The organism is Arthrobacter sp. TJ-263 (genome assembly GCF_058269155.1).
On record NZ_JBZCNE010000001.1, the window covers coordinates 1,396,549 to 1,409,385 of the forward strand.

Here is a 12,837-nt window from a genome sequence, read left to right on the forward strand (position 1 = left end):
CTTCTCTCGTCTTAGCCGTAAGAGCAGCGCCTAGCGGCGCTTGCCCTTGCGGTCGTCCTTAACATGGCCGCGGAAGGTCCGCGTGGGAGCGAATTCGCCGAGCTTGTGCCCGACCATCGACTCGGTGACAAACACCGGGATGTGCTTGCGCCCGTCGTGCACCGCGATCGTGTGCCCGAGCATGTCGGGGACGATCATGGAGCGGCGGGACCACGTCTTGATGACGTTCTTCGTACCCGATTCGTTCTCGCGAGCGACCTTTACGTAAAGGTGCTGATCGACGAAGGGGCCTTTCTTCAGGCTGCGTGGCATGTCTCCAGGCTCCTATCGCTTGTTCTTGCCGGAACGACGGCGACGCACGATGAGTGAGTCGCTCTCTTTGTTGGGGCGACGGGTGCGGCCTTCGGCCTTGCCGTTGGGGTTGACCGGGTGGCGTCCACCGGAGGTCTTGCCCTCGCCACCACCGTGCGGGTGGTCGACCGGGTTCATGGCGACACCACGGACGGTCGGGCGGATGCCCTTCCAGCGGTTGCGGCCGGCCTTGCCCCAGTTGATGTTCGACTGCTCGGCGTTGCCGACCTCGCCGACCGTCGCGCGGCAGCGGACGTCGACGTTGCGGATCTCGCCGGAGGGCAGTCGCAGCTGGGCGAAGCGGCCCTCCTTGGCGACGAGCTGGACCGACGCACCGGCGGAGCGTGCCATCTTCGCGCCGCCGCCTGGGCGGAGCTCGACGGCGTGGATGACGGTACCCACGGGGATGTTGCGCAGCGGCAGGTTGTTGCCGGGCTTGATGTCCGCCCCGGCGCCGGCCTCGACGAAGTCGCCCTGCTTGAGCTTGTTCGGCGCGATGATGTAGCGCTTGGTGCCGTCGACGTAGTGCAGGAGGGCGATGCGCGCGGTGCGGTTGGGATCGTATTCGATCTCGGCAACGCGGGCGTCGACGCCGTCCTTGTCGTGGCGGCGGAAGTCGATCAGACGGTACTGACGCTTGTGTCCACCGCCCTTGTGGCGGGTCGTGATCTTACCGGTGTTGTTGCGACCACCCTTCTTGGGAAGGGGGCGGACCAACGACTTTTCCGGCGTCGACCGTGTGATTTCAGCGAAGTCGGCAACGCTCGAGCCACGACGGCCCGGGGTTGTCGGCTTGTATTTACGGATTCCCATAACTCAATTCCTCGTTAAAGTGGTCTCCGCTCTCAGGAGAGCGGACCGCCGAAGATGTCGATCGAGCCCTCTTTGAGGGACACGATGGCACGCTTGGTGCCCTTGCGCTGGCCCCACCCGAACTTGGTGCGCTTGCGCTTGCCAACCCGGTTGATGGTGTTGATCGAGTCGACCTTCACGGAGAAGATCTTCTCGACCGCCAGCTTGATTTCTTCCTTGTTCGAGCGCGGGTCGACCAGGAAGGTGTACTTGCCTTCGTCGATCAGGCCGTAGCTCTTCTCCGAGACGACGGGTGCAATGACGACGTCGCGCGGATCCTTTGCGATGGTGCCGCTCACTTGGCATCCTCCTCGGTGATGACATCAGCAGCGCCGACGAACTGGTCGTAGGCGGCCTTGGTGAAGATCACGTCGTCGGAGACCAGCACGTCGTACGTGTTGAGCTGGTCTACGTAGAGGACGTGTACCTCGGGCACGTTGCGCACCGAGAGTGCAGCGACGTCGTTGGCGCGCTCGATGATCACGAGCAGGCGGGGCCGCTCGGAGATCGCGCGCAGGGTGTCGATCGCGCCCTTGGTCGACGGCTTGCCGCCGGCGACCAGGGATTCGAGGACGTGGATACGGCCGTTGCGTGCCCGGTCGGAGAGGGCTCCGCGCAGGGCGGCGGCCTTCATCTTCTTGGGGGTGCGCTGGCTGTAGTCGCGGGGCGTGGGCCCGTGGACGACGCCACCACCGGTCATGTGGGGGGCGCGGATCGAACCCTGGCGGGCACGACCGGTTCCCTTCTGCTTGAACGGCTTGCGGCCTGCGCCACTGACCTCGGCGCGGGTCTTGGTCTTGTGCGTGCCCTGGCGGGCGGCAGCAAGCTGGGCGACGACGACCTGGTGCAGCAACGGCACGTTGGTCTGCGCGTCGAAGATCTCCGCGGGGAGATCGACCTTTACAGTGTTGGCAGCCATTTGGCTATGCTCCCTTCACGGCGGTGCGTACGAGGACGACCTGGCCGCGGGCGCCGGGAACGGCACCCTTGATCAGCAGCAGCGACTTCTCGGCGTCGACAGCGTGAACCCGGAGGTTCAGCGTGGTCTGACGAACGGCGCCCATGCGGCCTGCCATTTTCATTCCACGGAAGACGCGGCTGGGGGTGGATGCTCCACCGATGGAACCGGGCTTGCGGTGGTTCTTGTGAGCACCGTGCGAGGCTCCCACACCGTGGAAACCGTGGCGCTTCATGACGCCGGCGAAGCCCTTGCCCTTGGTGGTGCCGATGACGTCGACCGTCTGGCCGGCTTCGAACATCTCGACGGAGAGTTCCTGACCGAGCGAGTAGGAGTCGGCGTCGGAGGTGCGCAGTTCGACGACGTGACGGCGCGGCGTGACGCCGGCCTTCTCGAAGTGACCGGCGAGCGGCTTGGTGACCTTGCGGGGATCGATCTGGCCGAAGCCGATCTGCACGGCGGTGTAGCCGTCCTTGTCCTCGCTGAGGAGCTGCGTGATGACGTTCGAGTCCGCCTGGACGACGGTGACGGGGATGAGGATGTTGTTCTCGTCCCAGACCTGGGTCATGCCGAGCTTGACGCCCAGCAGGCCCTTGACCTGGCGCGTAAGTGAAGTAGACATATGTATCCGCTCTCCCTTACAGCTTGATTTCGATGTTCACGTCCGCAGGCAGGTCGAGACGCATCAGCGAATCGACGGCCTTGGGCGTGGGATCAATGATGTCGATCAGACGCTTGTGAGTACGCATTTCGAAGTGCTCACGGCTGTCCTTGTACTTGTGCGGGGACCGGATGACAACGAAAACGTTCTTCTCCGTGGGCAGGGGCACGGGGCCCACTACCGTTGCGCCTGCGCGCGTCACCGTCTCAACGATCTTCCGTGCTGAAACATCGATGACCTCGTGGTCATATGACTTCAGCCGGATGCGGATTTTTTGTCCCGCCATGGCGTCTCGACTCTCTCTCTACATAACTGCCTGGGCAGTTCCGGTACGTACGTACATTTCCTGCGCCCGTTGTGCGACGCCTCCCGAACAGACTGAATCCGGAGAACTCCGGGTTCCTCACCCTGCCGGGCTCCGACCCCCGCGCTCGGGCGTGTCGCGCTGTGCGAAAACAAGCACAGTCCGGACACACACGCTCCGCAGATCTCGGACGAGCCGAGCGGGGTGGATTATATTTGGGCTGCGCATCGGCGGACTCGATCCCTGCATCAGGCATTATCCTGACCGGGATGAGGTCCCTGACCGCACGCGCAAGCGCTTGAACAACTTATCTAGTGTCGCAGATTGCCTCCGTGATTGCGAACCGGCCCGGCGCGCGGGCGGGTGACCTGCACTACTCGACCTTCACCGGACCCGGTCAAACCGTCGGGGCAAGGCCTAGAATATTGGCCCACCACCACGAAGGAGATCCGCCATGATCAGCGCCAACAGGGCCACGACCGTCCTGCCCGTGCGGGACCTCGATCGAGCCAGGAATTTCTACGAGAACACCCTCGGCCTCCATCCCGACAACGCCTGGCACGAGGGGAGCTTTTTCTTCAGCGAGGACGGGCACAACGGGATCGAGCTCATGCTGAAGCCGGACGGCAGCCCGTCCGGCAATACCGAGCTCAGCTTCGAGGTCGAGGACCTCAGCGCCGAGATGACCTCGCTCGAAAGGAACGGCGTCAGGTTCGAGGACTACGACCTCCCGGGCCTGAAGACCGTGAACCATATCGCGGAGGACGACCACATGCGTGCGGCCTGGTTCACCGATACGGAGGGGAACATCCTCTGCCTCCACCAGCTCGTCACCTGAGGGGGGGGCGGGGCACCGCCGGCCCGGACCCGTCGACGCAGAAGGGCCCCGCTGCCGAAGCAACGGGGCCCTTCCGACGATCATTCAGGCAGTCGGAGGACTACTTGAGGATCTTGGTGACACGTCCCGAACCAACGGTGCGGCCGCCTTCGCGGATCGCGAAGCCGAGGCCGTCCTCCATGGCGATCGGCTGGATCAGCTCGACGGTCATCTCGGTGTTGTCGCCGGGCATGACCATCTCGGTGCCCTCGGGGAGGGTGATGACGCCGGTCACGTCCGTGGTGCGGAAGTAGAACTGCGGGCGGTAGTTCGAGTAGAACGGGTTGTGACGCCCGCCCTCGTCCTTGGCCAGGATGTAGACGTTGGCCTCGAAGTCGGTGTGCGGGGTGATGGAACCCGGCTTCACGATGACCTGTCCACGCTCTACGTCTTCGCGCTTGATGCCGCGGAGCAGCAGACCACAGTTCTCGCCGGCCCAGGCCTCGTCGAGCTGCTTGTGGAACATCTCGATACCGGTGACCGTGGTCTTCTGGACCGGACGGATGCCGACGATCTCGACCTCGGAGTTGATGGCGAGGGTTCCGCGCTCGGCGCGACCCGTGACGACGGTTCCACGACCGGTGATCGTGAAGACGTCCTCGACGGGCATCAGGAAGGGCTTGTCCTTGTCGCGGATGGGATCCGGGACGTTGTTGTCGACGGCTTCCATGAGGTCCTCGACGGACTTGACCCACTCGGGGTCGCCTTCGAGGGCCTTGAGGCCGGAGACGCGGACGACAGGAGCGTCGTCGCCGTCGAAGCCCTGCGAGCTGAGCAGCTCACGAACTTCCATCTCGACGAGGTCGAGGAGCTCCTCGTCGTCGACCATGTCGGACTTGTTCAGTGCGACCAGCAGGTAGGGGACACCGACCTGGCGGGCGAGCAGCACGTGCTCGCGGGTCTGGGCCATCGGACCATCGGTGGCTGCGACGACGAGGATTGCCCCGTCCATCTGGGCCGCACCGGTGATCATGTTCTTGATGTAGTCGGCGTGACCGGGGGCGTCTACGTGGGCGTAGTGGCGCTTCTCGGTCTGGTACTCGACGTGCGAGATGTTGATCGTGATGCCACGCTGCTTCTCCTCGGGAGCCGAGTCGATCGACGCGAAGTCACGCTGCTCGTTGAGAGTGGGGTACTTGTCGTACAGCACCTTGGAAATGGCAGCCGTCAACGTCGTCTTTCCATGGTCAACGTGACCGATGGTGCCGATGTTAACGTGCGGCTTAGTCCGCTCGAACTTTGCCTTCGCCACGGGTTCCTCCTAGAACGTTTGAGAAGAATTGCTTCCCAGCCACGCTTGTCGCGGCTGAAACTCATGCAAGTCTACTGGGGGCTTTTGGTTTTGATGAAATTGCTCTGCACCGCCGGGCCTGCTGGTCCGGCGGCAGAGGGGGCGGGGCGGCCTGCCCTGGGCAGGCCGCCTCCGCTCCCCCGGGATCCCGTTGCCGGGAGGGGGCTACTCGCCGCGCGTCTTCTGGATGATCTCGTCGGCGACTGCCTTCGGGACCTCGGAGTAGCTGTCGAACTTCATGGAGTACACGGCACGGCCCTGGGTCTTCGACCGGAGGTCACCGATGTAGCCGAACATGCCCGACAGGGGCACGTGCGCCGTGATGACCTTCACGCCGCTGGCGTCCTCCATGGACTGCATCTGGCCGCGGCGGGAGTTGAGGTCGCCGATCACTTCACCCATGTATTCCTCGGGGGTGCGGACCTCCACCTCCATGAGCGGTTCGAGCAGCACGGGCTTCGCCATGCGTGCGGCTTCCTTGAACGCCATGCGGCCGGCGATCTTGAACGCCATCTCCGAGGAGTCGACGTCGTGGTAGGCGCCGTCGAGCAGGGTCGCCTTGATCCCGACCACCGGGTAGCCGGCGAGCACGCCGTCGTTCAGCGCATCCTGGATGCCGGCGTCGACACTCGGGATGTACTCGCGGGGCACGCGGCCGCCGGTCACCTTGTTGTCGAAGGCGTACAGGACGCCTTCCTCGACCTCCATCGGTTCGATCGCGATCTGGATCTTCGCGAACTGGCCGGAGCCACCCGTCTGCTTCTTGTGGGTGTAGTCGTGCTTGGCGACCTTGCTGCGGATGGTCTCGCGGTAGGCGACCTGGGGCTTGCCCACGTTCGCTTCCACGCGGAACTCGCGGCGCATGCGGTCCACCAGGATGTCCAGGTGGAGCTCGCCCATGCCGGCGATGATCGTCTGTCCGGTGTCCTCGTTCAGGGAGACCTGGAACGTGGGGTCCTCGGCCGAGAGCTTCTGGATGGCTGTGGACAGCTTCTCCTGGTCGCCCTTGGTCTTGGGCTCGATGGCCACCGAGATCACGGGTGCCGGGAAGCTCATGGACTCGAGCACGATCTGGTTCGCCGAGTCGGAGAGGGTGTCACCGGTGGTGGTGTCCTTGAGGCCGATCGCCGCGTAGATGTGCCCTGCCGACGCTTCCTCGACGGGGATCTCCTTGTTGGCGTGCATCTGGAACAGCTTGCCGATGCGCTCCTTCTTGCTCTTCGTGGAGTTCACCAGCTGGGTACCGGCCGTCACATGCCCGGAGTACACGCGGATGAACGTCAGCTGACCGAAGAACGGGTGCGTGGCCACCTTGAACGCGAGGGCCGAGAACGGCTCCTCGGTGCTCGGCTTGCGCGTCAGCTCGACCTCTTCGTCCCGGGGATCGTGACCGATCATCGGGGGGACGTCGAGGGGCGAGGGCAGGTAGTCGATGACGGCGTCGAGCATCGGCTGCACGCCGCGGTTCTTGAACGCGGAACCGCAGAGGATCGGGTAGAGCTCGGAGTTGATCGTCATCTTGCGGATGCCGGCCTTGAGCTCGTCGACGGAGATCTCTTCGCCTTCGAGGTACTTGTTCATGAGCTCGTCGGAGGACTCGGCGACGGTCTCGACGAGGGCCGCGCGGTACTCCTCGGCCTTCTCCTGGAGGTCCGCCGGGATCTCCTGGATCTCGTACTTCGCACCCATGGTGACGTCACCCTTGGAGTCGCCGGGCCAGACGAGGGCACGCATGTAGAGCAGGTCGACGACGCCGATGAAGTCGTTCTCGGCACCGATGGGGAGCTGCAGCACGAGGGGCTTGGCGCCCAGGCGGCTGATGATGGTGTCGACGGTGAAGTAGAAGTCGGCGCCCAGCTTGTCCATCTTGTTGACGAAGCAGATGCGGGGCACTTCGTACTTGTCGGCCTGGCGCCAGACGGTCTCCGACTGGGGCTCGACGCCCTCCTTGCCGTCGAACACGGCGACGGCGCCGTCGAGGACGCGCAGTGAGCGCTCCACCTCGACGGTGAAGTCGACGTGCCCGGGGGTGTCGATGATGTTGATCTGGTTGTTCTCCCAGAAGCAGGTGACCGCGGCGGACGTGATGGTGATGCCGCGCTCCTTCTCCTGTTCCATCCAGTCGGTGGTGGAGGCGCCGTCGTGCGTCTCACCGATCTTGTGGTTGACACCCGTGTAGAACAGGATGCGCTCGGTAGTAGTGGTCTTGCCGGCATCGATGTGGGCCATGATGCCGATGTTGCGGACCTTGTTGAGGTCGGTAAGCACGTCCTGTGCCACGGTGTCTCCCTTAATACGTAAATGGAGTTCTGCTGGGCCGCCGGCCGGCCCGTCCCTGACGGGCTGCGGGTCCGGCCGGCAGAGCTGCTACCAGCGGTAGTGTGCGAAGGCCTTGTTCGACTCGGCCATCTTGTGCGTGTCCTCGCGGCGCTTGACTGCTGCGCCGAGACCGTTGGATGCATCCAGGATCTCGTTCTGCAGGCGCTCGGTCATCGTCTTCTCGCGGCGGGCCTTGGAGTAGCCCACGAGCCAGCGGAGGGCCAGGGCGGTCGAACGACCGGGCTTGACCTCGACGGGGACCTGGTAGGTGGCGCCACCGACACGGCGTGAGCGGACCTCGAGGGTCGGCTTGACGTTGTCCATGGCCTTCTTCAGCGCTGCGACGGGGTCGCCGCCGGACTTGGCACGGGCACCTTCGAGCGCGCCGTACACGATGCGCTCTGCGGTGGACTTCTTGCCGTCGACGAGCACCTTGTTGATCAGCTGCGTGACCAGGGGGGAACCGTAGACGGGATCTACAACGAGCGGCCGCTTCGGGGCCGGGCCCTTACGAGGCATATTACTTCTTCTCCATCTTCGCGCCGTAGCGGCTGCGAGCCTGCTTGCGGTTCTTCACGCCCTGGGTGTCCAGTGCGCCACGGACGATCTTGTAGCGGACACCCGGGAGGTCCTTCACACGACCGCCGCGCACGAGCACGATGGAGTGTTCCTGGAGGTTGTGACCGACACCGGGGATGTAGGCGGTGACTTCGATGCCGCCGTTGAGGCGCACGCGGGCCACCTTGCGGAGAGCCGAGTTCGGCTTCTTCGGGGTGGTGGTGTAGACGCGGGTGCAGACGCCGCGCTTCATGGGGCTGCCCTTCAGTGCGGGCGCCTTGGTCTTGGAGACCTTAGGTGTCCGGCCCTTGCGGACCAGCTGGTTAATCGTAGGCACTTTCGTGTTCTCCGTAATGTCTGAAGATGAGATCTGTGTCGCCCTACCCAGCGGTTGCGGCGGCTTCTCAGGGCCGCACCGTCCACAGGTCGGGTTGATCGGTCGTTTGGCGCACCACCGACGGATAGGCTGCCGCAGAACGACTGTAGGCGTGCGAAAGAGTGGCATTCGCTGTACAACTTACGTACAACACGGAGATACGTTTCTCAACGCCGATCCACTGCCACACAAACAATTGGTCCCAAGTCTACCAGAGATGGGGTGTGCCCCTGTACGGGCAGCCCTCCCCCGCATGGTAGGGGCGGAGGGCCCGGAATGGGGGAAGGCCCCGGACCGCAGGGTCCGGGGCCTTCCTCATGGGTGCTGTGCTCAGCGGAAGTCGCTGTTACCCATGTCGTAGTCGTCCAGCGGGATCGCGTGGAACTCGGGGCTCAGGCCGCCCTCGACTCCGGCGTAGTCGAAGTCGCTGAACGCGCTCGGGCCGGTGAAGAGGTTCGCCTTCGCTTCCTCGGTGGGCTCGACCGTGACCTTCGTGTAGCGGTCCAGGCCGGTGCCGGCCGGGATGAGCTTACCGATGATGACGTTCTCCTTGAGGCCGAGCAGCGGGTCGCTCTTGCCTTCCATGGCGGCCTGCGTGAGGACACGCGTGGTCTCCTGGAAGGACGCGGCGGACAGCCACGACTCGGTGGCGAGCGACGCCTTGGTGATACCCATGAGCTCGGGACGGCCGGAGGCCGGCTTCTTGCCCTCGGACACCACGCGACGGTTCTCGTCCTCGAAGCGGCGACGCTCGGCCAGCTCACCGGGGAGCAGGTCCGACTCGCCGGACTCGATCACGGTGACGCGGCGCAGCATCTGGCGGACGATGACCTCCACGTGCTTGTCGTGGATGCCCACACCCTGGCTGCGGTACACGCGCTGGACCTCGTCCACCAGGAACTCCTGGGCCTTGCGGGGGCCGAGGATCCTGAGGATCTGCTTCGGGTCGACCGCGCCGAAGACGAGCTGCTGCCCGACCTCGACGTGCTCGCCGTCGGTCACCAGGATGCGTGCACGGCGCAGGACCGGGTACGCGATCTCCTCGGAGCCGTCGTCGGGGGTGACCACCAGGCGAAGCTGCTTCTCGGCATCCTCGATGGTGACGCGCCCTGCGACCTCGGAGATCGGGGCGACACCCTTGGGGGTACGCGCCTCGAAGAGCTCCTGGATACGGGGCAGACCCTGGGTGATGTCCTCGGCCGACGCCACACCACCGGTGTGGAAGGTACGCATCGTCAGCTGCGTGCCGGGCTCACCGATCGACTGCGCGGCGATGATGCCGACGGCCTCTCCGATGTCCACGGTCTTGCCGGTCGCGAGCGACCGGCCGTAGCAGAGCGCGCAGGTGCCGACGCTGGACTCACAGGTGAGTACGGAGCGGACCTTGATGTCGGAGATGCCGGCCTCGAACAGTTCACCGATGACCACGTCTCCGACGTCGGAGCCCGCGGCAGCGAGCACCTTGCCCTTGGAGTCGACGACGTCGGTGGCCAGCGTCCGTGCGTACGCCGAGTTCTCGACCTCTTCGTGCAGGACCAGTTCGCCGTCGGCGTTCGGCACGGCGATGGTGACCTTGAGCCCGCGCTCGGTGCCGCAGTCGTCCTCGCGGACGATGACGTCCTGCGACACGTCGACGAGGCGACGCGTCAGGTACCCCGAGTTGGCGGTACGCAGGGCGGTATCGGCGAGGCCCTTACGGGCACCGTGCGTGGCGATGAAGTACTCCAGGACCGACAGGCCCTCGCGGTACGAGGACTTGATCGGACGCGGGATGATCTCGCCCTTGGGGTTCGCCACCAGGCCACGGATACCCGCGATCTGGCGGACCTGCAGCCAGTTGCCTCGTGCACCGGAGGACACCATGCGGTTGATGGTGTTGTCCTTCGGCATGGCGGCGCGCATGGAGGCGGCGACCTCGTTGGTGGCCTTGTTCCAGATGTCGATGAGCTCCTGGCGGCGCTCCTCGTCGGCGATGAGGCCCTTGTCGAACTGCGACTGGACCTTGGCGGCCTGCGTCTCGTAGCCCTCCATGATGCCGGCCTTGTTGATCGGCGCGGAGATGTCGGAGATCGCGACGGTGACACCGGAGCGGGTGGCCCAGTAGAAACCGGCGTCCTTCAGGTTGTCCAGCGTGGCCGCCGTGACGACCTTCGGGTAGCGCTCGGCGAGATCGTTGACGATCGTCGAGAGCTGGCCCTTGTCGGCGACCTTCTCCACCCAGGGGTAGTCCAGGGGAAGCGTCTCGTTGAACAGGACCTGTCCGAGCGACGTCTCGATCAGTGCCGGCGTGCCGGGCTCCCAGCCCTCGGGAGCGGCGATGTCGGCGCTGGGCACGAAGTTGTCGACGCGGATCCGGACCACCGAGTTGAGGTGGAGGGAACCCATGTCGAACGCCATGACGGCCTCGGCCATGCTCGTGAAGACGCGGCCTTCGCCGGCACTTCCCTCACGCTTGGTGGTGAGGTGGTGCAGACCGATGATCATGTCCTGCGAGGGCAGGGTGACGGGACGGCCGTCGGACGGCTTCAGGATGTTGTTCGAGGAGAGCATCAGGATGCGCGCCTCGGCCTGGGCCTCGGGGCTCAGCGGCAGGTGGACTGCCATCTGGTCGCCGTCGAAGTCGGCGTTGAACGCACCGCAGACCAGCGGGTGGAGCTGCAGCGCCTTGCCTTCGACCAGCTGCGGCTCGAACGCCTGGATGCCGAGCCGGTGCAGGGTGGGTGCACGGTTCAGCAGCACGGGGTGCTCGGTGATGATCTCTTCGAGGACGTCCCACACCTGGGGACGGTACCGCTCGACCATGCGCTTGGCGCTCTTGATGTTCTGCGCGTGGTTGAGGTCCACCAGGCGCTTCATCACGAACGGCTTGAAGAGCTCCAGGGCCATCTGCTTGGGCAGACCGCACTGGTGCAGCTTCAGCTGCGGGCCGACGACGATGACCGAACGGCCCGAGTAGTCGACGCGCTTGCCGAGGAGGTTCTGGCGGAAACGACCCTGCTTGCCCTTGAGCATGTCCGAGAGGGACTTCAGGGGGCGGTTGCCCGGTCCGGTGACCGGACGGCCGCGGCGGCCGTTGTCGAACAGCGAATCGACGGCTTCCTGCAGCATGCGCTTCTCGTTGTTCACGATGATCTCGGGGGCCCCGAGGTCGAGCAGGCGCTTCAGGCGGTTGTTGCGGTTGATCACGCGGCGGTACAGGTCGTTGAGGTCGGACGTCGCGAAACGGCCGCCGTCGAGCTGGACCATCGGGCGCAGTTCCGGCGGGATCACCGGGACGGCGTCGAGGACCATGCCCAGCGGGCTGTTCGTCGTCGTCAGGAACGCGTTGACCACCTTGAGGCGCTTCAGGGCGCGCGTCTTGCGCTGTCCCTTGCCGTTCTGGATGATGTCGCGCAGCATCTCGGCCTCGGCCGGCATGTCGAAGTTCTCGAGGCGCTTCTTGATCGCCTCGGCGCCCATGGAGCCCTCGAAGTACAGGCCGTAGCGGTCGCGCAGCTCGCGGTACAGGCCTTCGTCACCCTCGAGGTCGGCGACCTTCAGGGTCTTGAAGCGCTCCCAGACCTGGACCAGGCGCTCGATGTCGGCGTCGGCGCGCTTGCGGACGTTCGCCATCTGGCGGTCGGCGGAGTCACGGGCCTTCTTCTTGTCGGCGGCCTTGGCGCCCTCTCCTTCGAGGCGGGCGAGCTCGTCCTCGAGGTCCTTGGCGATCGCGGCGATGTCGGCGTCACGCTGGTCCGTCATCTGCTTCTTCTCGAGGTCGTGTTCGGCCTGGAGGTTCGGCAGTTCGGCGTGGCGGTTCTCCTCGTCGACCGAGGTGATCATGTAGGCGGCGAAGTAGATGACCTTCTCGAGGTCCTTCGGCGCCAGGTCGAGGAGGTAGCCCAGGCGCGAGGGGACGCCCTTGAAGTACCAGATGTGCGTGACGGGAGCGGCGAGCTCGATGTGCCCCATGCGCTCACGGCGCACCTTGGCACGCGTCACCTCGACGCCGCAGCGCTCACAGATGATGCCCTTGAAGCGCACACGCTTGTACTTGCCGCAGTAGCACTCCCAGTCGCGGGAAGGGCCGAAGATCTTCTCGCAGAAGAGGCCGTCCTTCTCGGGCTTGAGCGTGCGGTAGTTGATGGTTTCCGGCTTCTTGACCTCGCCGTAGGACCAGCCGCGGATTTCGTCCGCGGTGGCAAGTCCGATTCGCATGAGGCCGAAGGAGGATTCGCTGGACATAGGGTCCCTGTTCTCTCTTTGTTCTCTAAATTCTTGAAGTCTTATGGGGTGCGGCGGAAAGGTGCC

12 protein-coding genes are annotated in these 12,837 nt (G+C 64.9%); 1 reads left to right on the forward strand and 11 read right to left on the reverse strand.

The window, feature by feature from the left end; genetic code table 11:
- Positions 1 to 30: 30 nt before the first annotated feature.
- The 6 genes from rpsS to rpsJ are packed head-to-tail and all read right to left on the reverse strand — an operon-like array spanning position 31 to position 3,108.
- The gene (gene rpsS, locus AC4D2F_RS06625; RefSeq protein ID WP_026549122.1) at positions 31 to 312 is read right to left on the reverse strand and encodes a 30S ribosomal protein S19; all 282 of its coding nucleotides are present in this window, start codon (positions 310 to 312) and stop codon (positions 31 to 33) included.
- Between the two features lie 12 nt (positions 313 to 324).
- Positions 325 to 1,164 carry a 50S ribosomal protein L2 gene (gene rplB, locus AC4D2F_RS06630; RefSeq protein ID WP_104121367.1) on the reverse strand — a complete coding sequence of 280 codons (840 nt, stop codon included), beginning with the start codon at positions 1,162 to 1,164 and terminating at the stop codon, positions 325 to 327.
- 32 nt (positions 1,165 to 1,196) lie between these two features.
- Complete coding sequence (gene rplW / locus AC4D2F_RS06635) at positions 1,197 to 1,502, reverse strand: 50S ribosomal protein L23 (protein WP_026531955.1); 306 nt, start codon at positions 1,500 to 1,502, stop codon at positions 1,197 to 1,199.
- Positions 1,499 to 2,122, reverse strand: coding sequence for a 50S ribosomal protein L4 (gene rplD / locus AC4D2F_RS06640; protein ID WP_104166377.1), 624 nt, complete (start codon positions 2,120 to 2,122; stop codon positions 1,499 to 1,501). The genes rplW and rplD overlap by 4 nt, the downstream gene beginning before the upstream one ends.
- A 4-nt stretch (positions 2,123 to 2,126) precedes the next feature.
- A complete protein-coding gene (gene rplC / locus AC4D2F_RS06645; protein WP_104166379.1) occupies positions 2,127 to 2,783 on the reverse strand; it encodes a 50S ribosomal protein L3 in 657 nt (218 codons plus the stop codon).
- Positions 2,784 to 2,799: 16 nt separating this feature from the next.
- On the reverse strand, positions 2,800 to 3,108 hold the full coding sequence (gene rpsJ, locus AC4D2F_RS06650) for a 30S ribosomal protein S10 (RefSeq protein WP_026531952.1): 309 nt from the start codon (positions 3,106 to 3,108) through the stop codon (positions 2,800 to 2,802).
- Positions 3,109 to 3,580: 472 nt separating this feature from the next.
- Here rpsJ and AC4D2F_RS06655 point away from each other — a divergent pair, with 472 nt between their 5' ends.
- Positions 3,581 to 3,964, forward strand: coding sequence for a VOC family protein (locus AC4D2F_RS06655; protein ID WP_104166381.1), 384 nt, complete (start codon positions 3,581 to 3,583; stop codon positions 3,962 to 3,964).
- Between the two features lie 100 nt (positions 3,965 to 4,064).
- Here the strand turns inward: AC4D2F_RS06655 and tuf are convergent, their stop codons facing one another.
- The 5 genes from tuf to AC4D2F_RS06680 form a co-directional block, all read right to left on the reverse strand.
- Complete coding sequence (gene tuf, locus AC4D2F_RS06660; protein ID WP_104166383.1) at positions 4,065 to 5,255, reverse strand: elongation factor Tu; 1,191 nt, start codon at positions 5,253 to 5,255, stop codon at positions 4,065 to 4,067.
- A gap of 204 nt (positions 5,256 to 5,459) precedes the next feature.
- A complete protein-coding gene (fusA, locus tag AC4D2F_RS06665; RefSeq protein WP_104166385.1) occupies positions 5,460 to 7,574 on the reverse strand; it encodes an elongation factor G in 2,115 nt (704 codons plus the stop codon).
- 87 nt (positions 7,575 to 7,661) lie between these two features.
- Complete coding sequence (rpsG, locus tag AC4D2F_RS06670; RefSeq protein WP_043440595.1) at positions 7,662 to 8,132, reverse strand: 30S ribosomal protein S7; 471 nt, start codon at positions 8,130 to 8,132, stop codon at positions 7,662 to 7,664.
- 1 nt (position 8,133) lies between these two features.
- Complete coding sequence (gene rpsL / locus AC4D2F_RS06675) at positions 8,134 to 8,508, reverse strand: 30S ribosomal protein S12 (RefSeq protein ID WP_043440593.1); 375 nt, start codon at positions 8,506 to 8,508, stop codon at positions 8,134 to 8,136.
- 369 nt (positions 8,509 to 8,877) lie between these two features.
- Positions 8,878 to 12,771, reverse strand: coding sequence for a DNA-directed RNA polymerase subunit beta' (locus tag AC4D2F_RS06680; RefSeq protein WP_490909921.1), 3,894 nt, complete (start codon positions 12,769 to 12,771; stop codon positions 8,878 to 8,880).
- Between the last annotated feature and the right edge of the window lie 66 nt (positions 12,772 to 12,837).